Genomic DNA, 23,453 nt, shown 5'->3' on the forward strand with positions numbered 1-23,453 from the left:
AAAAAACTTGCAAATTATTTTTTATAAACTAGTAATGATGGCATTTTGATGACAAATATTATGAATATACACGAGCATCAGGCGAAAGAAATTCTTCGCGGTTATAACGTTCCAACATCTTTTGGCTACGCTGCTTTTAGCGTTGATGAAGCTGTTTCTTCGGCTGAAAAATTGCAAAAAGATGGAGCATCAGTGTTTGTTGTGAAGGCTCAAATTCACGCTGGTGGACGGGGAAAAGCTGGCGGTGTCAAGGTTGTAAAAACTATTGATGATGTAAAAAAAGAAGCCCAAAGAATGCTTGGAATGAATTTGGTAACACATCAGACCGGAAAAGAAGGCAGAATTGTCAAAAGACTGTATATAGAATCTGGCTCAAGTATCGCAAAAGAATATTATTTATCGGCTGTTTTGGATAGAGCAAGTGCTGCAGTAGTCTTTATTGCATCAAGCGAGGGCGGGGTTGAAATTGAAGAGGTTGCCCACAAAACTCCTGAGAAAATAATTAAAGCAAAAGTTGGCATAGAATCTGGACTTTTGCCTATGCACGTGCGTCAACTTGGCTTTGGAATTGGCTTAAAAGCGACTCAATTAAAGGAATTTGGCAAAATTGTTGAAGGTTTGTATAAGATCTTAATCGAAAAAGATGCGATGCAGATTGAAATTAATCCATTAGTTGCAGATGAAAAAGATTCTTTGATATGCCTTGACGCAAAATTTGGATTTGACGCAAATGCGCTTTTTAGACATCCGGATATTGCACAGCTTCGCGATCCAAACGAGGAAGATCCGCTTGAAACTGAAGCTGGAAAATACGGCCTAAATTATGTGAAAATGAATGGAAATATCGGGTGCATGGTAAATGGAGCTGGTCTTGCGATGGCGACTATGGATATTATTAAATTATACGGCAAGGAGCCTGCAAATTTCCTTGATGTTGGCGGTGGTGCGAATAAGGAAAAAGTCACTCAGGCGTTTAAAATTATATTATCAGATGAAAATGTAAAGGGCGTTTTGGTCAATATTTTTGGCGGAATTATGCGTTGCGATATAATTGCAGATGGCATTTTGGCTGCCGTTAAAGAGGTTGGGATTAAAATTCCACTAGTTGTTCGCCTTGAGGGAACAAATGTTGAGCTTGGAAAGAAAATCATTAATGAATCTGGCTTAAATGTAATATCGGCAGACGATTTAGATGACGCTGCGCAAAAAATTGTTTCCGCTGTTGGTAATTAATATTATGGTTGTGATTCTAAACGGTCCATCATGCAGCGGGAAAAGCACCATTGCTAAAGAGATTTGCAAGTTATCGGATGATAAATTTGTGCATTTGCAAGTTGATGAGGCTAAGAATTATCTATCTACAATACTAGATCAGAAATCAACACTAAGGCATATTGGAAGACAAATTTGTGATGATATATTGCTCCAAACTGCAGATATTTTCCTAAAAAATGGAAAAAATGTCGTAATTGACACAATATTTAATGGCGATGATGCTGTTTTAATTGCTAAAAAGCATCTTGATTTTTTTCAAAATCAAAAGGTTTTATTTGCTGGAATTGAATGTGCGTTAACTGAAAGGCTAAAAAGATTTAAGGTGCAAAATGACAACCCAAGAAGAAATGAAAAAGCGATTATTGAGCATGAGGGTGTTTTTGAATTATGTAAATCGCTTTATAGTGAAGTTTTTGATACTATAAAAATGTCGGCAAATGATATTGCAAAGCAGATTTTGGCTAAAATAGGTGTGAGTTTAAGTTTTAATTAATGATATGTCGGTTCTTGTTAATAAAAATACAAAGGTAATTTGTCAAGGTTTCACTGGTCAGCAGGGAACTTTTCATAGTGAGCAGGCCATAGCTTATGGAACAAAAATGGTGGGCGGGGTGACCCCTGGAAAAGGTGGATCTACGCACTTGGATTTGCCAGTTTTTGACACGGTTTTGGATGCAAAAAAGAAGACGGATTGCAATGCCAGCGTGATTTATGTTCCGCCGCCTTTTGCTGCCGATGCGATTTTTGAAGCAATTGACGCGGAAATTCCTCTTATAGTCTGCATAACTGAGGGAATTCCAGTTCACGACATGTTAAAGGTTAAAAATGCACTAAAAAATTCAAGATCTAGATTAATTGGTCCAAATTGCCCTGGAATTATCACTCCTGGTGAATGTAAAATCGGTATTATGCCAGGTCACATTCATAAACCTGGAAAAGTTGGAATAGTTTCTCGCTCTGGAACCCTCACTTATGAAGCGGTTTTCCAAACGACAAATATCGGTCTTGGACAGTCAACTTGCATTGGAATAGGTGGAGATCCTTTAAATGGCACGAATTTTACAGATTGCATCGAAATGTTCCTTGCGGATGAGCAAACTGAGGCTATAATAATGATAGGTGAAATTGGCGGCGAGGCTGAGGAAAATGCGTGTGAATTTATCAAAAAATCGAAGATTAAAAAGCCAATGGCTGGATTTATCGCAGGCCGCACAGCACCAGAAGGCAGAACAATGGGCCATGCCGGAGCTATAGTTTCCGGCGGTAAGGGCGATGCCGGCTCAAAAATGGAAGCGATGAAATCTGCGGGAATTATTGTTTCTGAGTCTCCGGCTCGTATAGGTCAGGCTTTAGTTGATGCGATAAGTAAGGCTAAATAGTCTGTTTTGAGCTATCTTAAGATGCTATTTTTTGATTAAAATAAGCTAAAGTCTTGTCTTTATGGCTTTTTACATTCTAAGATAAAGATTAGCGTTTTACTTTTGCTTTTAGAAATAAGCGATGCGAATGTTTTTTTGATGCTTTGGTAAATTTGTTTACTTTGTTGCGTTTAATTTTGCCGATTTAAGAATTTGAAAAAGTATTATTTGTAAAAAATAATTTTTTTCTTGAAAATAGTAAAAATAGTTTTATGATATATTAAAGAACTGATTTTAAATATGATTAATATATTAACTCCAACGCTTGGCGAGTCTGTAACTGAGGCGACAATTGCAAAATTTCATAAAAAAATTGGTCAGGCTGTGAAAAAAGATGAATTAATCGTTGAAATAGAGACTGAAAAAGTTATGCTTGAGGTTTGTGCTGCATCTGATGGAGTTATTGAGAGATATGCCTTTAAAGAAGGAGATACTGTGCATGCTGGCGATGTTATTGGGGCTATAAATCCAAGTGGTGTTGCAAGTGTTGCTGCGTCAGACTCTGCTAAAGAAAATGTAGCTTCAAGCGATAGAAATCCGTCTCCATCTGCGCAAAAAGCAATACATGAAAACAATGTTAGTGCAAAAGATATAAACGGAACAGGTAGAGCAGGGCAGGTCTTAAAGGAAGATGTGCTAAGCTATGTAATAAATCAATCTGCATCGTCAAAACCTTGTGAGGTAGCTGCTAAAAGTGATTTTACATCAAGCAAATCTTTTGAGCGTGTGAAGATGACAAAACTTCGTCAAGTTATTGCAAAGCGTTTGAAAGATTCACAAAATACCGCTGCAATACTGACGACTTTTAATGAGGTTGATATGTCTGCCGTTATGGAATTGCGCAATCAATATAAGGAGAAATTTGAGAAAAAATATGGTGCAAAGCTTGGTTTTATGTCTTTTTTTGTAAAAGCTGCAGTTGCCGCACTTCGTGAAATACCAGCTATTAACGCAGAAATTGATGGAGCTGATATAATTTTCAAGAATTTCTACGATATTGGTGTTGCAGTTGGAACGGAAAATGGACTTGTTGTTCCAGTGGTGCGTGACTGCGATAAAATGTCTTACGCGCAAATTGAATCTAAAATAGTTGAATACGGCAAAAAAGCTCGCGATGGAAAATTATCGGTTGACGAAATGCAAGGCGGAACATTTACTATATCAAATGGTGGGGTTTATGGCTCTCTTCTTTCAACCCCAATAATTAATCCGCCGCAATCAGGCATTTTAGGTCTTCATAACATAGTAAAGCGTGCAGTTGTGGTAAATGACGAAATTGTAATTCGCCCAATGATGTATATTGCATTATCTTACGATCACAGAATTGTTGATGGCAAGGAAGCTGTAACATTTTTAGTTCGTATAAAGGAATTAATTGAAGATCCAAGAAGGCTGGTTTTGGATTTGTAATTTTTTTCTTGACTTTTATTTTATTTTTGATTTAGTTCTAATACATCATATTTGATATTTTACCATGAGATTCCCAATTGGAGATAGTTATGTAATAAGCATTCATAAAGAAGGTGAGCGTTTCGTAATAATGTTTGCGATAGCTACCGTTATTTTATTTTTCATGAATTCGGTTTTATGTACGATTTCATTTTTCCTTACTTTGTGCTGTATAGGATTTTTTAGAGATCCAGAAAAGATGATTCCTAAGCAGTCTGGAATTATTTTAGCACCTGGTGATGGTAAAGTTACTAAGGTTGCAATTGTTGAGGCTCCTGCTGAAATAAAGTCATTAGCTGGGCAAGAAATGCTAAAAGTTAGTATATTTTTAAGTGTTTTTGACATACATGTAAGCCGCGTTCCAGTTGGTGGAAAAATAATAGAGACAAATTATATTCCTGGTAAATTTATTAGTGCAGAGCTTGAAAAATCTTCTGCTGAAAATGAAAGAAATGCTATAGTTATACAGACGGAAAATAATGACAAGATAGGTTGCGTACAGATTGCTGGTTTAATTGCCCGTCGTATTGTATCTGAGGCAAAAGATGGCATGGAATATAATATTGGTGATAGATATGGTATTATTAGATTTGGGTCTAGAATGGATATTTACATGCCAACTAAGTATATTGTAAATGTTGTAGAGGGTCAAATTACCGTTGGTGGCGAAACCATTATTGCAAAAATTTAATTCTGAAAAAATTGATTTTAATATTGCATTTTATTCATAATTTATATACAAAACCCCTTGCTTTTTATGAAAATAGCCTTAGAATGAATTGTTTTTAGTTTTTTTATGGGTCAATGTCAAGCATGTGGTCTGGATAGAGCTGTATTATCAGAAAAAATAAATGCTTTAGACGAACAACATCGTAAGGAATATGAAGATCTTAACAGTAAATATAACAATTTATTTGGTAAATATGATTCTTTGAAAAAACAATATAAGGGTCTTGTTATAAAATTTTCTCACCTTAAAGATGTAAATAAAATGCAGCAAGACGAACTTGATCGGTTACAAAGCGAGGGAGGGAATACACGACATACTTCAATGATGGAAAATTTTTCATATTTAGCAAACAAACAAGAGCTAGAACGCACGATACAGCAGAGAGAATGTGAATTACTACGAATTTTCCTGGAAGACCGCAGAAAGAAAATTCAATTATTAGAAAAAGAAAATTCGGAACTCAATAAGCTTGTGCGTGAACTTCAACAAAATCCAAGACCAAAGCAAACACTAAATCCATATAAAATCGGCAATCCAAAGCCAAAAATTCATAATCCAAGGCAAATAATTTATCCGCAAAAAGATACAATGCAAAAAATGATAAAACAACTTCAGAAAGCAAATTTCCAATCTAGAAATGGTCAGAATTTGTTATATAATTAAACGAGGAATTGATAAAACAAATCTTTTTACTCTAAAAAATCAAGAATTTATAAATTATGGAAATCATTAAAAAATCTGCTTCCTAAAATTGTGTAAAAATTATAAATCAAGCATGCTTGATGCTTAATAAACCCGCTTTTTCGGCTCAATAACCTCGCACTCATCGGTTAGCGTAAATAAATGAACATCTTTGTATTTCACATCAACTTCGCCGTTACTCTCAACTTTAATCATGGAGTGTTTCATGAAGTTTTTATCGTCCCTGTCTGGGAAATCTTCCCTTGCATGCGCACCGCGTGATTCCTTTCGAAGCAGAGCCCCATTAATAGTTGCTAACGCCTGATAAAGTAAATTTGAAAGCTCAAAAGTCTCGATTAAATCGCTATTCCAAATTAAACTTTTATCTGTTGTCTTTATGTTTGCAAAACTTTTGAATATATCACGCATTTTAACGCAGCCATCGCTAAGTGTTTTTTCATCACGAAATACAGCCGCGTGTTGCTGCATGGTTTTTTGCATTTGCAAGCGAAGCTCCGCCGTTGTAATGTCTCCATTGCTATGGCGGATCTTGTCAAATCTTGCAATTGCAAGCTCAAGACTACTCTTGTTAATTTCCGATGAAAGCTCGCCTTTTGCAAGAATTTCACTTGCGCAAATTGCAGCCGCCCTTCCAAAAACAACCAAGTCAAGCAGGGAATTTGACCCAAGCCTATTTGCCCCGTGAACAGATACACATGCCGCCTCTCCAATTGCCATTAAGCCTGCTACAATCTCGCATTTTTCATTTGTCACCTGTCCGTGGTAATTAGTTGGAATGCCCCCCATGTTATAATGCACGGTTGGAAGCACCGGAATTGGCTCTTTTGTGACATCAACTCCTGCGAAAATTTTTGCGCTTTCCGCAATACCAGGAAGACGAGAATGTATAACATCTGCGTCCAAGTGATCAAGGCGTAAAAGCACATGATCCTTATCTTTTCCACAGCCACGACCTTCATTAATCTCAATTGTCATAGACCTTGAGACAACATCTCTCGATGCTAAATCTTTGGCACTTGGTGCATAGCGCTCCATAAATCTTTCGCCGTTTGAATTGACTAAATATCCGCCTTCGCCACGAACTCCTTCGGTAATCAAGCATCCAGAGCCATAAATTCCAGTTGGATGGAACTGAACAAACTCCATGTCTTCAAGGCAAAGCCCGCTTCGCGCAACCATTCCACCCCCATCGCCAGTGCAAGTATGAGCCGATGTTGCTGAAAAATAAGCCCTTCCATAGCCACCAGTTGCAAGAACTATAATCTTAGCTTTAAATAAATGTAATTCACCAGTTGCAAGATCGAGAGCAAGACAGCCTGAAAATCCGCCATTTTTCCCTTGAATTAAATCTGTTGAGAAATACTCTACGAAAAACTCAACATCGTGCTTTAAACATTGCTGATAAAGGGTATGAAGCATGGCATGTCCCGTTCTGTCTGCCGCGGCGCATGTGCGTTGTGCAGGGCCGCCTTCGCCGAAATTTTTCGTCATTCCGCCAAATGGGCGTTGATAAATCTTGCCATCTTTAGTCCTTGAAAATGGAAGCCCGAAATGCTCAAGCTCAACTACAGCGTCAATTGCGTTTTTGCACATATATTCAATTGCGTCTTGATCTCCAAGCCAGTCCGAACCTTTTACCGTATCGTACATATGCCATTGCCATGAGTCATCGCTCATATTTCCAAGTGCAGCCGAAATCCCACCTTGCGCCGCAACTGTATGGCTTCTTGTTGGAAATACCTTACTAATGCAGGCAGTTTTTATTCCTTTTGATGCCATTCCAAGACTGGCGCGCAGTCCAGCGCCGCCAGCTCCAATTACCACAACATCGTATTCATGTTCTTGTATTTTATAACTCTGCATTGCACAAATTAAGATATAATGTATTTTAAAAACCTTTTTTTATTTATCAAGTTTTATTTTAGAACTTTCTATGATTTTGAATTTCTGGCAACAATCCATTGCTGAAGTATGCTAATTAGATTATTTATACTCCAGTAAAGAACAAGACCTGACGGAAAGCTTGCAAATAAAATCGTAAATAACGGAGGCAGTATTTTCATCATCCTAGCCTGGGTTGGATCTGCGGGTTGCGGGCTGAATTTCTGTTGTAAATATAGGGTAAATCCCATAAATATTGGCAATATTCCAATTTGCAAGAAAGCCGGTACATGAAAACCGAGAAGTCCGAATAAATTAAATATTGAAGTTGGATCTCTTTCTGATAAATCCACTATCCAAAGGGCAAAAGGTGCATCTCTCATTTCAATTGCAACGATTAAAACTTTATATAGGGCGAAAAATACTGGAATTTGTAAAAACATTGGAAGGCAGCCAGCTGCAGGATTGACTTTTTCTTCTTTGTAAAGATTGACAATTGCCATATTAAATGCCTTTTTATCGCTACCAAATCTTTCTTTCAATTCTTTTATTTTTGGCGTTACGACCTTCAATTTTGCCATGGATTTATAGGATTTATGAGCAAGAGGAAATAGAAGTATTCTTATAAATACCGTTAGCATTATAATTGCAATACCAAAATTGCCAACTAGGTTATACAAGAATTTAATTAATATTAGTATAGGCTTTGTTAAGAAATAAAACCAACCAAAATCTATCACTCTATCAAAAAGTGGGATTGAGTACTTTTCTTCATTTGATTTAATTTCGTCAAATTCTTTTGCGCCACTGTATATCATGAATTCTGCTTTTTCACCGTTTTCATCTGATATAATGTCGATTTGATAGCATTTTTTACAATCAGATATTGTGCCATAGCTTATTGTTTTTTGTGAGGAATTTGTTGATATAATGCCAGAGAACCAGTATTTATCGCCAAATCCAATCCAAGATTTTGAAGTTGTATCAAGGGAAATTCTGTTATTTATATCGCTATATTTTTCCTCTTTTAAAATTGAATCTTTAACCAAGATTATGCCTTCGTGTATGTTTGTTGCTGATTGTTTTAGGTCGTTTATAGATCTACGAATTCTGATGTATGGATTTAATTTGTTATTTTTTTGTGAATTTGACATTTCTATTTTCCACAGATATTTTTCCTGCATTTGCATTACAACTTTAAAGATATTTGATGATATATTAGCTGTAAAGATCATTTGATTTTCATTTTTTTGCACATTCCATATTGTATCTTTATTTGGAACATTTTCGCCAGTCCATCCGAAGTCTATATAGTAATAATTTGGTGCAGAAACTGGTGATAAAATATTTACATTTTTGGTTTTATCTTCGTCTTGTAGGTAATTTTTTAGCGTTAGATCGTCGATTTTTAGTCCTTTTAGTGAAATGGACCCAGATATTGATTCATTTTCAAATTTTATTTGCTTTTCACTATTTCTTTGCTGAATTGCTTCATCACGGCTTTTAAATTTTACAACCTTGTTATTTTTTTCCTCAGTTTGAGCGTTGGTAGTAGTTTTTTTAACATCTTTTACATTTTGTTTTTTGCCATTATCGCTAAAAAACATCAGGATAAACATGCAAATTGCCGATACCAAAACTAGTCTTTTTATTTGCTGCATTTGCTCAAGCTGTGTATTCATTTTGATAAATTTTTTTTATTTTTATACAAAGGTTAAATTAAAGTCAACAGAAATTAATAAAAAGTAGAAAATATTAAACATTAAATTTAAAATGCACAATATCTCCGTCACAGATTAGATATTCTTTGCCTTCTAGGCGAAATTTTCCAGCTTGCTTTGCACCCGCTTCGCCGCCAAGGGTTACATAGTCATTATATGATATTACCTCAGCTTTTATAAAGCCTTTTTCAAAATCTGTGTGAATTACGCCAGCGGCGTTTGGCGCGCTACCGCCGCGTTTTATGCTCCAAGCATGAGCTTCTTTTGGTCCGATTGTAAAAAATGTGATTAAATCAAGAATATCAAATGCAGAGCGTGCGATTTTCTCAAGACCGCTGGACGTAAGCCCTAGTTCTGCAAGCATTGTTTTTTTATCTTCTCCCTCAAATTCTGAAAGCTCTGCCTCAACTTTTGCGCAAATTGTTACGGTATTTATATTGCGTTTTTTAGCAAATTCCATAACGCTTTGTGCGTATTTATTGGTGTTTTTAAGGCCTTTTTCGTCAGTATTTATGATATAAATTACAGGTTTTTGCGTAATTAACTGAAATGTTTTTGCAATTTGTATTTCGTCATTTGAAAGAGACACATTACTTGCCATAGTGCCATTATTCATAGCATTAATCAGCTTTTTTGCAATTTCAAGCTCTAATCCTGCATCTTTTTGAGTTTTCATCTTTTTTTGCAAATTATCCGCGCGCTTTTCAAGAACTGCGATGTCTGCAAGTAAAAGCTCGGTTTCAATCACCTCAATATCGCGCAGTGGATCGACATTTCCGTCAACGTGTATAATATCGTCGTCTTCAAAGCATCGAACAACATGCAAAATTGCGTCAACTTGGCGAATATTGCCAAGGAATTGATTACCAAGACCTTCGCCTTTGCTTGCGCCCTTTACAAGCCCTGCAATGTCGATTATCTCTATAGTATTTGGGATAATTTTCTCAGATCCAGCGATTTTTGCAAGCTTTTCAAGCCTCTCGTCGCCAACTGGAACAATGCCGGAATTTGGCTCAATTGTGCAAAAAGGATAGTTTGCGGCTTGGGCATTACTTGTATTTGTAATCGCATTAAACAAGGTTGACTTTCCAACATTTGGCAGACCTACAATTCCACAGTTTAGGGGCATAAATAAAACAAATTATTCTTTTTTATCATTTTTTTCATATTTAAAAACACCTTTAATAATCGCCCACGGCAGACCTATTACATTCGCCGTTGTTGTTGCAAGAAGTGTTATCATTACATTTTTATCAATTTCCAAGATACTTAATCCTGATAAAATGACAACAATTGTAATAAAAATCAACCACAATGAAATTATTACAAAAGTTGTATAAGTAGATATATTTCGCAATGTTCTATAGTGCCTTAAATCGGCAATTTCTTCCGCTTCCACCGATTCGCGCTCAATTAATTCAAAGAAATTCTCTTTATTATTTCTCATAAAATTGATAAACCCAATTCATTTGCACGCACAGAAACAGCCATAACGGAAACGCCAAAGATTTTTGCTATAGATTCCTTGGTGTATTTATAAGATTTGTGTATAAAATATTTTGTAAATACATCTTCTGGCATTAATATTTCCGCGGCACGAATATTTGCAAGTCTTTCCATTTTGATAATTTCAGCCCTTTTTGTTTTTTCAATATTTGAATAATCATCTTTTCTGTCGCAAATCATTTTTTCTTCAACTAATTTGTTTTTATCATTTAATAAATGTCCAATTTCATGTGCAAGAGTAAAAAATTGCCTTTGCACACTCCGTTTTACAGTATTAATTGTGATGATAAAATTGTCATTATCAACCTTTATATTTCCGTCATATTCCTCTTGAAGTTGTTCTCTATTTATTGTAATGTTCATTTTATCACATATTTCTGTAATTGGAATAGGTATTTTGCCAAGACTAACGTATTCTGCATGTAAAGTCCAAAATATATGATGAATATCATCTTTCGATGTACTTGCATTCACATGATACTTACTCATAAACAAAACAAAATTAACAAGGTGAAACCTATCTTGTTTGCATTATGGAAGCAATTTTTTATTTTTCAAGAACAAAAATTAAAAATTAAATTACAAATAAGAAAAAACTTGCAAAGTAAAAAATCTGCTTTATATTGTTTTCAAATTATTGGTATATGATCTCAAATTTGCTTTCAAAAATTAAGCCATCACCTACCATTGCTATGTCAAATCGTGCAAAAGAGCTGAAAAATCAGGGCATTTATGTTATTGATTTTAGTGTTGGAGAGCCGGATTTACCAACTCCAAAGCATATATGCGATGCTGTAAACGAGGCAATGGAAAAAGGCATGACAAGGTATACAATCGTCGATGGAACCATCGATCTTCGCAAGGCGATTTGCGGTAAGTTACTGCGTGAAAATGGCTTAAATTACGATATTTCCGAAATAAGCGTTGGAACAGGTGCAAAACAGGTAATTTTTAACGCCATGATGGCAAGTATAAATGCAGGTGACGAGGTGATAATTCCAACTCCATCTTGGGTTTCTTATGTTGATATAGTTGCAATGTTTGACGGCGTTCCAGTTTTAGTGCCAACAAAAATGGAGGATAATTTCTGCTTAAAAGCTGCTGATTTAGAGGCAAAAATCACACCAAAAACCAAGTGGTTAATGCTAAATTCGCCTTCAAATCCGACTGGAAGTGTCTATAGCCCTGAAAGTCTTGCGGAAATTGCTGATGTTTTGCGTAAAAATCCACATGTAAATATTATGACTGACGATATTTACGAACACATAATTTTTGATGACCTGAAATTTACAAATATTTTAAATATTGCGCCAGATTTAAGTGAAAAAGTGATGATAATTAATGGCGTTTCAAAATCCTATTGCATGACTGGTTTTAGAATTGGATATGGAGCGTGTAAAAACAAGAATTTAATAGGCGCAATGCGTACAATTCAATCTCAATCAACATCAAGCCCAAATGCAATGGCGCAATATGCGGCTCAAATTGCACTCAATTCAAGCGAAAGTATGGTTAAAATACTGGAAATGAGAAAAATAATGCAAGAAAGGCGTGATTTTGTATATGCAGAGCTTTCAAAAATCGACGGCATCAAAACCTTGATGGGGCAGGGCGCTTTTTATGCTTTTTCCGATATTTCTGCCTTAATTGGGAGGGTGACAAAAAATGGTGTAAAAATTAGCTCTGGTAATGATTTTTGCAATGAGTTACTTGCACAAAAATATGTAGCAACGGTAAGCGGCGAGGCATTTGGAACGCCAAATCACTTTAGACTATCGTTTTCAACAGACATGGAAACTATCAAAAGCGGGATTGAGAAAATTCGTGAATTTATAATGTCGCTTGGATAGTTTTGGCAAAAACTACTGAATACAAAGATATTGTTTTACTGTTAAATTGCTTCCCTGAAATAAAATGTTTATTATGAATTAACATAATTTAATTCTTGATTTTAATAATAATAAGATTATTTTTTAGTTACAATTTGTTTTTTGTATGGAAAATACTAATAACATTACCGATATAAAACAGGTTCCGCTTATAAATGGTAATCGTGGATTAAACCCATGTGGTCTTGCAAATTTGATACTTGCTATATGCAATGGAAATGATATAGATGATGTTACAAATATGCATCTTCAAAAATTGATATACTATGTAAACGGATATCATTTTATAAAAAATAAACAGTTTTTAATTAAACCAGATTTAATTTCTTTCTGGAAACATGGTCCTGTAAATCAGGCTGTTTATCATGCATTTAAAGATTATGGAAGTGATGCAATTGAAGAATTCATACAAGAAGAGGGTCAGAATGTTACAATTGCAACAGAATTAAAAGATGGCGTAAAAGAATCGATTGTTGCAGTTTTGGATGCGCTTGGTGATAAAAGTGCAATTAAGCTAAGAAATTTAAGCCACATGAAAGATGGAGCTTGGTATACCGTGACAGACAATGGAAATGATGTTAAAGATAAAGCACTGAGTGATTTAAAGGATTTATCAATTTTTGAGGCTGAAATGGAAGAGGTTTTTTGTGTATAACGGATGAAATATTTCAAATTCTGGAAAATTTTTAAAAAATCAGAAAATAAAAAAGTCAAAAAACAGTCTCACACCAAGCAAGAACAGTCTTTTGCGCTTAAAAAAGCAAAAGATGAGCATAAATGGAGATTTTGGATGATGCTTTGTGTTGGAATTTATAGCTGTGTATGTACATTCTTCATATTTGATCTTTTGTATAAAACTGGATATAAAGATGGTAATTTTAAATTAGATTCCACCGTCTTAATCGCATTACTTGGCACATTTTATGCATCAATTGTCGGGCTGACTTATATAATACTTCGTGGCCTTTTTGAGGCAGAAGAAAAACGCAATAAACTATAACCATATGTCCTTCGAATATAAAATAAATCGCAAAAAAACAAGGGAAATCTCGGTTGGAGATGTCAAAATTGGCGCGGGAAATCCTATAGTTGTTCAAACCATGACAAACACCTTAACAAGCGATGCAAAAGCAACTTTAGAACAAATTGAAAGATGCGTAAAGGCAGGGGCTGAAGTAATTCGTGTTTCTGTGCCGGATAAAGAATCAACCGATGCAATGCGGGAAATTTCGAAAAATTCACCAGTTCCAATAATAGCAGATGTTCATTTTCACTATAAACGCGGAATAGAAGCGGCGCAAAATGGGGCTAAATGCCTTCGCATAAACCCTGGAACTATTGGCTCAATTGATCGTGCAAAAGAGGTTGTAAAAGCTGCAAAAGATAATGGATGCAGTATAAGAATTGGCGTAAATGCCGGAAGTTTGGAGGAAAAACTGCTTGAAAAATATCAAGAACCATGCCCTGATGCCCTGCTTGAAAGCGCAATGGAGTCAGTTAAAATCCTTGAAGATTTGGACTTTTACCAGACGAAAATAAGCGTTAAAGCATCAGATGTTATGCTTGCAATTAAAAGCTATGAATTGCTTTCAGCTGCGTGTGACTACCCACTTCATCTTGGAATAACCGAGGCAGGAACAAGGAATATTGGCACAGTTCGATCGTCCATCGGCCTTGGTCATTTGCTTATGCAGGGAATTGGAGATACTATGCGTGTTTCACTTTCCATTAGTCCAGAAGAGGAAATAGCAGTTGCATACGACATTTTAAAGTCTTTAAAGCTGCGTAATCGTGGGGTAAATATAATTTCTTGCCCATCTTGCGCTCGTCAGCAATTTGATGTATGCAAAACAATTGCAAAAATCGAGGCCGCAACGGCGCATATCGTAAAACCAATTTCAATCTCCGTTCTTGGGTGCGTTGTAAATGGAATAGGCGAAGCAAAACATACAAATATCGGAATAACTGGCGCTGGCTCTGGGCAACATCTTGTTTATATAAACGGCAAACCAGATCATAAAATCCCAGCGGGAAGTGATGTTGCAGATCATGTAATAAAACTTGCGTTGGAAATGGATAATGAGTAAAAATTTTTACTAAAATCTTAAACTATTGTTATGTATTATTGATATGTTGTGTGAAAAAAATTATCAATTTTTAGTTGACATTTGCTAAATTTTGCGGTATAATAGCGAGATTTAATTTATTATATGTTACAACAAAAACAAAAAGATTCAAGTGTTTTTAAGGTTTTTATGCCTCTTGCAAGTAACAAGAATGAGGGTGAAAGATCTCATATCGAATATTATGATACATATCGCATTTCTTTTGATTTGGATTTTCCTGTTTCAAAGGAATATAAAGGCACAGAAGGGGTTATAAAAACAATTAATAACGGTATTAAAGAAAGTCATAAAGAAATAAAAGAATTAAAATTGACATTTTTAGGTGAATTATAATATTTGGAACGTAATAATGGTAAGCTTTCTTTGGAAAAATTCAATTCATCTGATATAGCTGAAATATGCAAGGCGATTTATAGTCAAAATTAATCAATTAAGTCAGTAACAGTTAAAGTTTTCGGGTGTGGAACTGCAAAAATGAAAAATAGTAATTTGATAATTTTAAACCAAGGTTTTGAGGAAAGTGTAAAACAAGGAGGAAGACCAGTTGATGTTTTTCTTGATGGAAAATATGTAACTGATAATCCAGAAAATTGCTTTGCTGAAGATGTATTTCTCAAGGTTAAAAACACTCCAGAGCTTAAAGATATTAGCATTGTTGTATCAGGCATACCGCGCATACTTTCGGTAACTAGGGCATCGCGACCTTTCACCGAAAGAGGGTTGGTGATACAGGTTACGCCAAGAAACAATGATAATGATAATTTACTAATAGTGGCGCAATGTAACATTAAGCACTATGGCAAAACATATCAAGACACATACAATAAAAATTCAAAGAACAATGGTGGCACGGTAGAGAAAGTTAAAATAACAAACGATCTGAATAAATGGCAGCAAAAAGAAAAAGACAAAAAACAGAAATTACAGTTCCAAGTTAAGTGATTTTGATTTGGTAAATATTTTTTTCTATAATTAGTAAAAAATAAAATTATTTTTTTCACATCTCTTGAAATTTGAAAAAAATTGAATATATAAATCTTGAACATTGTTTTATTTTATATGTCAGGACAAATTATAGGTATCGACCTTGGAACAACAAATTCGTGCGTTGCAGTTATGGAAGGCGGAACACCAAAGGTTATTATGAACTCTGAAGGTGCAAATACAACTCCTTCAATAGTAGGCTTTACAGACAAAGACATTTTAGTTGGAACGGTTGCAAAAAGACAAGCTGTGACTAATCCTAAAAAAACTGTAAATGGATCAAAAAGACTAATTGGTAGATCGTTTGAAGACTTAGAGGTTAAAAAACAACAAGAGCACTCAGCATTTGATATTATTAAATCAAAATCTGGTGATGCTTGGATAAGAATTGACAGCAAAGAATATTCACCAAGCCAAATGGGTGCTTATGTACTAACTAAAATGAAGGAAACTGCGGAGGCTTACCTTGGTGAAAAAGTTACAAAAGCTGTAATTACAGTGCCGGCTTACTTTAATGATGCACAAAGACAAGCAACAAAAGACGCAGGAACAATCGCAGGTCTTGAAGTTTTGCGTATTATCAATGAACCAACGGCTGCGGCTCTTGCTTACGGCCTTGATAAAAAGGGTGATAAAAAAATCGTAGTCTACGACTTAGGTGGCGGTACATTTGATGTCTCGGTTCTTGAAATTGGCGGTGGTGTATTTGAAGTAAAATCAACTAATGGTGATACATTCCTTGGTGGTGAAGACTTTGACTATCGCATTCAACAATATCTAATCGATGAATTTAAAAAAGATACAGGTGTTGATATTGCAAAAGACCCACTTGCTGTGCAAAGATTAAAAGAGGCGGCGGAAAAGGCGAAAATTGAGCTTTCAAGCGCTCTTGAAACTGACATTAACTTACCTTACATTACAGCAGACGCTACAGGTCCAAAGCACATGAATATAAAGCTTAGCCGCGCGAAACTTGAGCAATTAGTTGATGATTTGATTCAAAAAACTATAGAGCCATGCAAAAAAGCATTGAAGGATGCTGGGCTTTCTCCATCTGATATTCATGAAGTTGTCTTGGTTGGTGGTATGACAAGAATGCCAAAAGTTATCGAGCAAGTAAAGGAATTTTTTGGAAAAGACCCGCACAGAGGGGTAAATCCTGATGAAGTTGTTGCAATTGGTGCGGCAATTCAAGGTGGGGTTTTAAGAGGTGATGTAAAAGATGTTGTATTGCTTGACGTTACTCCACTTTCACTTGGTATTGAAACTATGGGTGGCGTTATGACTGTTTTAATTGAGAAAAACACAACAATTCCAACTAAAAAGTCGCAAGTTTTCTCAACGGCAGATGATAATCAACACTCAGTTGGCATTAGAGTCTTCCAAGGTGAGAGAAAAATGGCGGCAGATAACAAAAATCTTGGCGAATTTATGCTAGATGGAATTCCTCCTGCGCCACGCGGAATGCCGCAAATTGAGGTGTCTTTTGACATTGACGCAAATGGTATTTTACATGTTTCGGCAAAGGATAAATCGTCTGGAAAAGAGCAAAAAATTACCATTAAATCATCCGGCGGTCTTTCTGAAGATGAAATTAAAAAGATGGTAAAAGAAGCTGAGGAAAATGCTGAAAAAGACAAGACTAAAAAGGAGCTTGCCGAGGCAAAAAATCAAGCTGATGTTGCTATTCACCAAGCGGAAAAATCTTTAAACGAATATAAAGACAAGCTTCCGGAAAAAGAAAAAAGTGATATTGAAAATGCTATTAAAGACCTGAAAGATGTTCGTGAAAAAGACGATCTTGATGCAGTGAAATCTAAAACCGATGCACTACAAAATGCACTGATGAAAATTGGTGAAATTATGTATGGCAAGGGAAATAATGAGGCAGAAAGTGAATCATCTGAAAGCTCTTCATCTGGCAGCGAAGGTCCAAAAGATGTTGGTTGATTTTAAACTCAAAACAACATAAAGCCCCGTTTCGGCGGGGTTTTTTACTTCTATAATCCTGTATCTTCTGTAAATACCCATTAATAAAAGCAAATTTTTATCGTATTAAGATTTAAAATAAACGCCATTTAAAAAAATACTTGATTATTATATTGCTGAATATATAATGCCTTGGGTTGTATGTTCCTCTTGTGAAGTCAAGTAATAATTTTATCACCGTTGTAATTGGTAATGGGCAAGTTGGTAAGTCTCTTGAGCGTGTAATGCCGAGGAATCAGACTATGATTTTAAATAGAAGGAGTCTTGATTTTTCGGATGAAAGGTTATTCAAAATACAGCTTTACGAGGCACTAGATGGAAAAAAAGTATCGTGTATTATAAATGCTGCGGCATACACAGATGTTGCAAGAGCGGAAAAAGACAAGGCAATGGCTTTAAAAGTTAATTCAACATGCGTGAGAATGCTTGCTGAGTTTTGCAGAAAAGCAGATATACCGCTATTACACTATTCAACGGATTTCGTTTTTGATGGGAATAAAGATGGTTTGTATGATGAAAATGATGTGCCAAATCCAGTAAATTATTACGGCGAAAGTAAGCTACTTGGCGAAAAAGCTATCATTGAGACATTGGAAAAGTATATTATATTGCGTGTTTCTTGGGTATATTCCGTTTTTGATAAAAATAATTTTGTTGCAAAAGTAATTAAATGGGCAGAGGAAAATGGTAAGTTATCGGTTGTAAATGATCAATTTGGAGGTCCTTCAAATGCTTTTGATATTGCAAAATGCACATATGAAGTTTTGCATAGAATTCCAACTTGGAAAAGTAAAATGCATATTTCTAAAGATGATAAAACTCAGGTTGTAAATGATATTTTTGGCATATACCACCTTTGTCCAAATAGCTTTACATCAAGGTATGAATTTGCGCAAAAAGTTATAGAATATGCAGATTTACATGGTATTTCCGATAAATTGCATAATATTGAAATTACACCAATTGCTTCAGATCATAAAGATGTTCAAAGGCCTTTAAATTCAAGGCTTGATGCAACAAAGATAAAAAATAAACTTGGTATAGAAATGAAAGATTGGATATATTCTCTTGATTGTGCGTTTAAATGTCTTTCAGGTAATCCATGCAAGTAATACTAAAAATAACATTTATAATAATATTTATTTTTGCAAATTGCAATTCTTATGCAACAACGATAGAGCCACAGGCATACGGCGCAGAGAAAAGACTGAAATATTGGCGTTATTATCCAAATGCTGTATTTAAGTATACTGGCTTTTTAAATATTCCATCTTATATAGAATTTGAGGATGGTGAAACGGTGAGTAATGTTTCGACCGCCGTTGAAGATAAATGGTCATTTGAGACAAACGGTTCAAAATTATTTTTAAAACCGATATCCGAAGATGGAGACACTATAGCAATTATTTTAACAAATAAAAGGACATATTTTTTTGAATTCCATGTCAAAATTGCGAAAAATCCTTTTGATCCAAGGCTTGCTTTTGGCGTTGCGTTTCAATATCCAAAAGAGCAATCTAATGCTGATGGAAAAACCGAGGAAACAACTGTGATTAAATATGCAACAAAATCGGCTCCAGATTTAAGCAAACCGCAAAATTATAACTTTAACTATACCATAGCTGGATCTGACACAATAGCTCCAATTAAAATTTTTGACGATGGACAGTTTACATATCTTGAGTTTAAGGATAAAAATGCTACACTGCCAGCTGTATTTAAGGTAGATAGCAAAGGATATGAGGAAATAGCAAATTTTAGAATTATTGGAGATTATGTAATACTTGAGTCAATATCGCAAATATTAACATTACGACATGGCTCTGATATAGTGTGCGTATTTAATGAATCTATGAAAAAAAGTAATAACGATTTTGCAATGAAAAAGCCTGTCAATTCAAAGGATATAAAGTAAATCTATCAAATATTCAAAAAAATCGCTTCAAACACAATGATAAGAAAATTGGCTATTTATATGCTATTTGAAATCTTTGCTAATTTTACAAAGTTTTGGATAATGAAATATAAATAATACGGTAAAAGAAAATAGCCATACTATCCATTCAAGTGCATTACTTTTGACATTAAATCTTCTATCTTTAATTTGCTTTTTACCGATATTTTCATTGCATATATCAATTTCACTTTGGGTGTATTTTTTTTGATTTTTACACAAATCACTACTTTTCTTATAGTCAATGTATTCATTATCGGATATTATGAGGAATTTAGCAACATTTATTGTAAGTGCGGAAAATGTTATAGTAATTGCTATTACTGAAATTAATGAAACAATGCCAAGGTAAAATCTAAAAATGTCTTTCATATTAAGCGAAAAATTATATTATGACATAACCATTATCACTATTTTATTTGTCAAATATTTTATTAATTTTTTATTATTTTGAGCTAATTTTCTCACTTTTTGACTTTAAAATATTTTCGTATTAGGCAAAAACGTCAAACCAAGCTTTATTTTTTCATTACCAACCCCTATATCTCACTCTTGTACAAACAAGTTTGCAAAAATGTCATGATCAAAAAAATTGTTGCGTAATTTCATCGAAATTTAGGTCAATTAAGCTGATTTTATATGTATTTTATAAGTTTTTTGTTTCCAGATTAATTTTTTATTTAGAGCAAAAACCCAAATTTTTTTTCAAACATGAAAAACTTAAGCGCAAATGCATTTTTTAACAACCGGGTGGTGACAAATCGTGATTCGGATGGGGAATTTTTACAAGTTTTAACAATTGGCTTTAAGCAAGATAGTAAAAGCGGATATATCAATTGCGTGGTGGTTTATAAACTAGATAGACTATCAAGATCCCTATCAGATTTCTTCAAGATAATGGAGACTTTTGAGAAGCAAAACATTTCATTCGTCTCGGTAGCCCAAAGTTGCAATACAACAAACTCAATGGGTAAATTGAAATTGAATATATTACTATCCTTTGCTCAATTTGAACGTGAAGTTACGGGATAGCGAATCAGAGATAAATATACCCAAGTAAAAAGAAAGGCATGTGGATGGATGGAATTGTGCCACTTGGGTATAAAGAAAATTGATACCAAATGCAGAAGAAATGGAAACAGTAAATTACCTTTTTGAATCATATCTTAAAGTAAAATCAATTAATCTTCTCAAAGAGAAGTTAAACTCTGGGAATAAACACCAAACAATGGCAGGCTAAATCAGGAAAGATTTTTTGTTGGAGCACTTTAACAAATCAACAGCAAAAAGGTTTTATAAGGCACTTAATTAGCAAAGTAATTTACAAAGATGATGAATTGAAATTGGAAGTAAATAGAGATTCATTATTGAGCTTGAAGGAATATAAATCTGATAAGCTAAACAATAACCAAGAAGTATTTAGCCATCAAGTTTATACATCATCAGATTAAGAAACTAATAGTAAATTTAGATAGTCATCCATCATGGCGGACAGAGAGGGATTCGAACCCCCGGTGGGTTGCCCCACGCCGGTTTTCAAGACCGGAGCCTTAAACCGCTCGACCATCTGTCCAATGTGGATTGTGGATTAAAAAAAATAATAATCAAGTTTTTTTTCATAAGATTTATATGTATATTAAAATTTACTATTGACAAATAAAATAATTAATATAATATTTAGGGTATTTATTTTTTTATGCAACAAGGTATTAATATTAAAGAGGACTACATGTTTAATAAAACAAGGTTAGTTATTAATTTGTTAAAAGATTATGTATCAGATGATCTTAAAAAAAGTATGCCAGGTTTAAACGATGCATTAGAATTTTTTAATGAAACAGGTATAGAAGAAACAGATATAAAAGCTTTAAAAGCTTTTGTAGAAGATTATAATAAAAATGGTGATAAATTTAATGAAGAAGAAATGAGCGGCTTAATTAATCGATTGACTGAACTTAATCAAAAAGAAATGCCTGAGCTGTTAAATTTGCTAAAAGATGACACAAGAATACAGTCATCGCAAAATCTCAAACAGGGTATTGCTCGTGTAAATAAAGACAGATCTATTTCATCAATAGTTATTCACACAACATCACTTCCTGCTAAAGAAGCTATTGATGTATATCATCAATATGGGGTAAGTGCAAATTATGGCATTGATATTAATGGTAAAATACATTGCCTTGTTCCTGCAGATCTTCTTACATTTCACGCAGGAGTTAGTCATTTTAAAGATCTTAAAAATCTGAATCCATATTCAATTGGAATAGAAATATTTACACCTGAATATAATAAGATAAATCAGGGCCAATACGATTCATTGATTTTATTATTGCAATATTTGAAAACTCAATATCCAGATATTAAATTCGTAGCAACGCATGGTACAATTTCGCCATGTAGAAAAACCGATCCATGCTACAATCAAATGCCACCAGAGTTTCTTAAAAGTATTGAAGAAAGTGTTCCTGGTGTGCAATCTTGGCCGCAAAAATCACCGAATCATGAGAAAATTGTTGGCTATATTTTTGGTAATGGTGGCTACGAAGAGTGTGCGAAGGAGTTACATGATGTTGGGTATAGATATCTTGATACCTCTGCAAATTTACATAATTGCATGATGGATTACCTTTTTCATGCAGACAGAGAATTATTTCTTACTGTGCTTGGTACATCTGAACAGCAGTATGATAATTTTTGCAAACAGGAGAAAGAAAAATGGAAGACGGAAGATGGTGGGCTGAATTTTTATGATTATACAAGAATATCACATAGTGTGAAATTGGAAAATTTTATTGATAATAATATAAAAAAGATCAATAAACAAGAGCAAATTTATAATAAAATGCAAGGCAATCAATATAATGAAAGTAAGCAGTATTGTCAAATGCAGCATAGTCAAAATACACAAAATCAGTCTTGTGTTGAGAGTTTGAGAAAAAGAAAAAGTGAATGTAGTCTTCGTTACAGTGTGCAGTGATAATTTATACATTGTACATCAATTTTTCTTTTTAAGTAAACAAAAAAACCCTTGCAAAATATATTTTATATGTTACTAATCCCTGCATTCTGATTTTTTATGAATAGTAATACTGGGCCTTCCGTTAGTGTAAATGGTAATGATAATGAGGTTTTATCGGCGCTTGGCAAGCTGAGACACATAATGCAAAAAGAGGGTACTTTTGTGCGTTTGAAGATAAAAAAATATCATTTAAAATGTGCTGAGAGAAAAAAATATAAACAACTGCAGGCTTACAATAGAAGACAAAAAGCAAGATCTGGGAAAATTGGTCAAGTTGATAATAATTCAAGCATATCATATACGGTTTCACATCAAAAAATAGAGTTACAAAATCAGTAAATTCAGTGCTAAATGATAAAAATTAACAATCCATCTGTGCGGCAAAAAAGATTTTCATCTCTTGTTTTGCGTTGTGTATCCTCATTTATTACTGAAAATCCTATATGCCTATTGGGTTTTTTTGTTTTTTGCTCAAGGGTTGTTGCATCTTCAGACTTGAAAAAAGTTGACATATTTTTGTGGTCGGAATTTTTTACTAGCGAAATTATCGCACCGGTTCTAGACAAAAAACTTGAGGTTGACAAAACTATAATTCTGCATATAAAGAAAAAAATATCTTCAGACCTGCATCTCAAACACATCCCCGAAATCACAATTTACCTCGACTGCGAAAGGGTTTTTTGGGGGTGAGCCTCCAATTTTCCAAACTAAACCTGGCGTATTTTTCTTGAAATCTTTTCCAAACCCTAAACACATCCCCGAAATCACAATTTACCTCGACTGCGAAAGGGTTTTTTGGGGGTGAGC

The 23,453-nt window shown here is 34.4% G+C and carries 25 protein-coding genes and 1 tRNA gene; 19 read left to right on the plus strand and 7 right to left on the minus strand.

Annotated elements, in window-relative coordinates; genetic code table 11:
• Positions 1 to 60 precede the first annotated feature (60 nt).
• The 6 genes from sucC to deia_RS00355 all read left to right on the plus strand — a co-directional run bounded on the left by sucC (position 61) and on the right by deia_RS00355 (position 5,535).
• Positions 61 to 1,233, plus strand: a complete 1,173-nt coding sequence (gene sucC / locus deia_RS00330; protein WP_146820191.1) for an ADP-forming succinate--CoA ligase subunit beta — start codon at positions 61 to 63, stop codon at positions 1,231 to 1,233.
• A complete protein-coding gene (locus deia_RS00335; RefSeq protein ID WP_161982751.1) occupies positions 1,223 to 1,768 on the plus strand; it encodes a phosphotransferase-like protein in 546 nt (181 codons plus the stop codon). The genes sucC and deia_RS00335 overlap by 11 nt, the downstream gene beginning before the upstream one ends.
• A 4-nt stretch (positions 1,769 to 1,772) precedes the next feature.
• Complete coding sequence (gene sucD, locus deia_RS00340) at positions 1,773 to 2,654, plus strand: succinate--CoA ligase subunit alpha (protein ID WP_146820193.1); 882 nt, start codon at positions 1,773 to 1,775, stop codon at positions 2,652 to 2,654.
• A gap of 279 nt (positions 2,655 to 2,933) precedes the next feature.
• Positions 2,934 to 4,103 (plus strand): 2-oxoglutarate dehydrogenase complex dihydrolipoyllysine-residue succinyltransferase, encoded by a 1,170-nt coding sequence (odhB, locus tag deia_RS00345; RefSeq protein WP_146820194.1) that lies wholly within the window; start codon positions 2,934 to 2,936, stop codon positions 4,101 to 4,103.
• A gap of 64 nt (positions 4,104 to 4,167) precedes the next feature.
• A complete protein-coding gene (locus deia_RS00350; RefSeq protein ID WP_146820195.1) occupies positions 4,168 to 4,833 on the plus strand; it encodes a phosphatidylserine decarboxylase in 666 nt (221 codons plus the stop codon).
• Positions 4,834 to 4,938: 105 nt separating this feature from the next.
• On the plus strand, positions 4,939 to 5,535 hold the full coding sequence (locus deia_RS00355) for a hypothetical protein (protein WP_146820196.1): 597 nt from the start codon (positions 4,939 to 4,941) through the stop codon (positions 5,533 to 5,535).
• A gap of 123 nt (positions 5,536 to 5,658) precedes the next feature.
• Here deia_RS00355 and sdhA read toward each other — a convergent pair whose 3' ends face one another.
• The 5 genes from sdhA to deia_RS00380 form a co-directional block, all read right to left on the minus strand.
• Positions 5,659 to 7,437 (minus strand): succinate dehydrogenase flavoprotein subunit, encoded by a 1,779-nt coding sequence (gene sdhA, locus deia_RS00360; protein WP_146820197.1) that lies wholly within the window; start codon positions 7,435 to 7,437, stop codon positions 5,659 to 5,661.
• 68 nt (positions 7,438 to 7,505) lie between these two features.
• On the minus strand, positions 7,506 to 9,137 hold the full coding sequence (yidC, locus tag deia_RS00365; protein WP_146820198.1) for a membrane protein insertase YidC: 1,632 nt from the start codon (positions 9,135 to 9,137) through the stop codon (positions 7,506 to 7,508).
• Between the two features lie 73 nt (positions 9,138 to 9,210).
• Entirely contained in the window at positions 9,211 to 10,305 is a 1,095-nt protein-coding gene (gene ychF, locus deia_RS00370) for a redox-regulated ATPase YchF (protein ID WP_146820199.1), read from the minus strand.
• A gap of 12 nt (positions 10,306 to 10,317) precedes the next feature.
• Positions 10,318 to 10,623 carry a hypothetical protein gene (locus deia_RS00375; RefSeq protein WP_146820200.1) on the minus strand — a complete coding sequence of 102 codons (306 nt, stop codon included), beginning with the start codon at positions 10,621 to 10,623 and terminating at the stop codon, positions 10,318 to 10,320.
• A complete protein-coding gene (locus deia_RS00380) occupies positions 10,620 to 11,171 on the minus strand; it encodes an ImmA/IrrE family metallo-endopeptidase (protein WP_146820201.1) in 552 nt (183 codons plus the stop codon). Before deia_RS00380 ends, deia_RS00375 begins: the two co-directional genes overlap by 4 nt.
• Positions 11,172 to 11,326: 155 nt before the next feature.
• Here deia_RS00380 and deia_RS00385 point away from each other — a divergent pair, with 155 nt between their 5' ends.
• From deia_RS00385 to deia_RS00425, 9 genes are all read left to right on the plus strand, one after another.
• Positions 11,327 to 12,532, plus strand: coding sequence for a pyridoxal phosphate-dependent aminotransferase (locus deia_RS00385; RefSeq protein WP_146820202.1), 1,206 nt, complete (start codon positions 11,327 to 11,329; stop codon positions 12,530 to 12,532).
• A gap of 145 nt (positions 12,533 to 12,677) precedes the next feature.
• Positions 12,678 to 13,226: a Panacea domain-containing protein gene (locus tag deia_RS00390; protein WP_146820203.1), complete on the plus strand. Its 549-nt coding sequence runs from the start codon at positions 12,678 to 12,680 to the stop codon at positions 13,224 to 13,226.
• Between the two features lie 3 nt (positions 13,227 to 13,229).
• On the plus strand, positions 13,230 to 13,571 hold the full coding sequence (locus deia_RS00395) for a hypothetical protein (protein WP_146820204.1): 342 nt from the start codon (positions 13,230 to 13,232) through the stop codon (positions 13,569 to 13,571).
• Positions 13,572 to 13,575: 4 nt separating this feature from the next.
• Complete coding sequence (ispG, locus tag deia_RS00400; protein ID WP_146820205.1) at positions 13,576 to 14,658, plus strand: flavodoxin-dependent (E)-4-hydroxy-3-methylbut-2-enyl-diphosphate synthase; 1,083 nt, start codon at positions 13,576 to 13,578, stop codon at positions 14,656 to 14,658.
• A gap of 123 nt (positions 14,659 to 14,781) precedes the next feature.
• The gene (locus deia_RS00405) at positions 14,782 to 15,030 is read left to right on the plus strand and encodes a hypothetical protein (protein ID WP_146820206.1); all 249 of its coding nucleotides are present in this window, start codon (positions 14,782 to 14,784) and stop codon (positions 15,028 to 15,030) included.
• 141 nt (positions 15,031 to 15,171) lie between these two features.
• A complete protein-coding gene (locus deia_RS00410; RefSeq protein WP_146820207.1) occupies positions 15,172 to 15,639 on the plus strand; it encodes a hypothetical protein in 468 nt (155 codons plus the stop codon).
• A 117-nt stretch (positions 15,640 to 15,756) separates the two neighbouring features.
• The gene (gene dnaK, locus deia_RS00415; RefSeq protein ID WP_146820208.1) at positions 15,757 to 17,631 is read left to right on the plus strand and encodes a molecular chaperone DnaK; all 1,875 of its coding nucleotides are present in this window, start codon (positions 15,757 to 15,759) and stop codon (positions 17,629 to 17,631) included.
• A gap of 191 nt (positions 17,632 to 17,822) precedes the next feature.
• Positions 17,823 to 18,782 (plus strand): dTDP-4-dehydrorhamnose reductase, encoded by a 960-nt coding sequence (gene rfbD, locus deia_RS00420; protein WP_161982752.1) that lies wholly within the window; start codon positions 17,823 to 17,825, stop codon positions 18,780 to 18,782.
• Complete coding sequence (locus tag deia_RS00425; protein ID WP_146820210.1) at positions 18,773 to 19,585, plus strand: TrbG/VirB9 family P-type conjugative transfer protein; 813 nt, start codon at positions 18,773 to 18,775, stop codon at positions 19,583 to 19,585. The genes rfbD and deia_RS00425 overlap by 10 nt, the downstream gene beginning before the upstream one ends.
• Positions 19,586 to 19,648: 63 nt before the next feature.
• On the opposite strand, the gene deia_RS00430 is transcribed toward deia_RS00425, so the two are convergent.
• On the minus strand, positions 19,649 to 19,996 hold the full coding sequence (locus deia_RS00430; RefSeq protein ID WP_146820211.1) for a hypothetical protein: 348 nt from the start codon (positions 19,994 to 19,996) through the stop codon (positions 19,649 to 19,651).
• A 339-nt stretch (positions 19,997 to 20,335) separates the two neighbouring features.
• Between deia_RS00430 and deia_RS00435 the strand changes: the two genes are divergently transcribed.
• Complete coding sequence (locus deia_RS00435; RefSeq protein ID WP_222912630.1) at positions 20,336 to 20,656, plus strand: recombinase family protein; 321 nt, start codon at positions 20,336 to 20,338, stop codon at positions 20,654 to 20,656.
• A gap of 453 nt (positions 20,657 to 21,109) precedes the next feature.
• Here deia_RS00435 and deia_RS00440 read toward each other — a convergent pair.
• Positions 21,110 to 21,197 (minus strand) — tRNA-Ser (locus deia_RS00440).
• Between the two features lie 123 nt (positions 21,198 to 21,320).
• On the opposite strand from deia_RS00440, the gene deia_RS00445 reads away from it, so the two are divergent.
• From deia_RS00445 to deia_RS00455, 3 genes are all read left to right on the plus strand, one after another.
• The gene (locus deia_RS00445; protein WP_146820212.1) at positions 21,321 to 22,604 is read left to right on the plus strand and encodes an N-acetylmuramoyl-L-alanine amidase; all 1,284 of its coding nucleotides are present in this window, start codon (positions 21,321 to 21,323) and stop codon (positions 22,602 to 22,604) included.
• A gap of 99 nt (positions 22,605 to 22,703) precedes the next feature.
• A complete protein-coding gene (locus deia_RS00450; protein WP_146820213.1) occupies positions 22,704 to 22,985 on the plus strand; it encodes a 30S ribosomal protein S21 in 282 nt (93 codons plus the stop codon).
• Positions 22,986 to 22,997: 12 nt separating this feature from the next.
• A complete protein-coding gene (locus deia_RS00455; protein ID WP_146820214.1) occupies positions 22,998 to 23,336 on the plus strand; it encodes a ribosome-binding factor A in 339 nt (112 codons plus the stop codon).
• Positions 23,337 to 23,453 lie beyond the last annotated feature (117 nt).

Origin of the sequence: Candidatus Deianiraea vastatrix (genome assembly GCF_007993655.1) — a bacterium.
GTDB classification, from domain to species: domain Bacteria; phylum Pseudomonadota; class Alphaproteobacteria; order Rickettsiales; family Deianiraeaceae; genus Deianiraea; species Deianiraea vastatrix.

Bases quoted from the DNA above. Each gene is read 5' to 3' on its own strand.
- deia_RS00395 (WP_146820204.1), top strand. From the start codon at position 13,230: ATGAAATATTTCAAATTCTGGAAAATTTTTAAAAAATCAGAAAATAAA.
- sdhA (WP_146820197.1), bottom strand. From the start codon at position 7,437: ATGCAGAGTTATAAAATACAAGAACATGAATACGATGTTGTGGTAATT.
- deia_RS00380 (WP_146820201.1), bottom strand. From the start codon at position 11,171: ATGAGTAAGTATCATGTGAATGCAAGTACATCGAAAGATGATATTCAT.
- deia_RS00375 (WP_146820200.1), bottom strand. From the start codon at position 10,623: ATGAGAAATAATAAAGAGAATTTCTTTGAATTAATTGAGCGCGAATCG.
- deia_RS00385 (WP_146820202.1), top strand. From the start codon at position 11,327: ATGATCTCAAATTTGCTTTCAAAAATTAAGCCATCACCTACCATTGCT.
- deia_RS00435 (WP_222912630.1), top strand. From the start codon at position 20,336: ATGAAAAACTTAAGCGCAAATGCATTTTTTAACAACCGGGTGGTGACA.
- yidC (WP_146820198.1), bottom strand. From the start codon at position 9,137: ATGAATACACAGCTTGAGCAAATGCAGCAAATAAAAAGACTAGTTTTG.
- ispG (WP_146820205.1), top strand. From the start codon at position 13,576: ATGTCCTTCGAATATAAAATAAATCGCAAAAAAACAAGGGAAATCTCG.
- deia_RS00430 (WP_146820211.1), bottom strand. From the start codon at position 19,996: ATGAAAGACATTTTTAGATTTTACCTTGGCATTGTTTCATTAATTTCA.
- deia_RS00410 (WP_146820207.1), top strand. From the start codon at position 15,172: ATGAAAAATAGTAATTTGATAATTTTAAACCAAGGTTTTGAGGAAAGT.
- sucC (WP_146820191.1), top strand. From the start codon at position 61: ATGAATATACACGAGCATCAGGCGAAAGAAATTCTTCGCGGTTATAAC.
- deia_RS00455 (WP_146820214.1), top strand. From the start codon at position 22,998: ATGATAAAAATTAACAATCCATCTGTGCGGCAAAAAAGATTTTCATCT.
- ychF (WP_146820199.1), bottom strand. From the start codon at position 10,305: ATGCCCCTAAACTGTGGAATTGTAGGTCTGCCAAATGTTGGAAAGTCA.
- deia_RS00445 (WP_146820212.1), top strand. From the start codon at position 21,321: ATGCAACAAGGTATTAATATTAAAGAGGACTACATGTTTAATAAAACA.
- deia_RS00350 (WP_146820195.1), top strand. From the start codon at position 4,168: ATGAGATTCCCAATTGGAGATAGTTATGTAATAAGCATTCATAAAGAA.
- deia_RS00425 (WP_146820210.1), top strand. From the start codon at position 18,773: ATGCAAGTAATACTAAAAATAACATTTATAATAATATTTATTTTTGCA.
- deia_RS00390 (WP_146820203.1), top strand. From the start codon at position 12,678: ATGGAAAATACTAATAACATTACCGATATAAAACAGGTTCCGCTTATA.
- odhB (WP_146820194.1), top strand. From the start codon at position 2,934: ATGATTAATATATTAACTCCAACGCTTGGCGAGTCTGTAACTGAGGCG.
- dnaK (WP_146820208.1), top strand. From the start codon at position 15,757: ATGTCAGGACAAATTATAGGTATCGACCTTGGAACAACAAATTCGTGC.
- deia_RS00405 (WP_146820206.1), top strand. From the start codon at position 14,782: ATGTTACAACAAAAACAAAAAGATTCAAGTGTTTTTAAGGTTTTTATG.
- deia_RS00355 (WP_146820196.1), top strand. From the start codon at position 4,939: ATGGGTCAATGTCAAGCATGTGGTCTGGATAGAGCTGTATTATCAGAA.
- sucD (WP_146820193.1), top strand. From the start codon at position 1,773: ATGTCGGTTCTTGTTAATAAAAATACAAAGGTAATTTGTCAAGGTTTC.
- deia_RS00450 (WP_146820213.1), top strand. From the start codon at position 22,704: ATGAATAGTAATACTGGGCCTTCCGTTAGTGTAAATGGTAATGATAAT.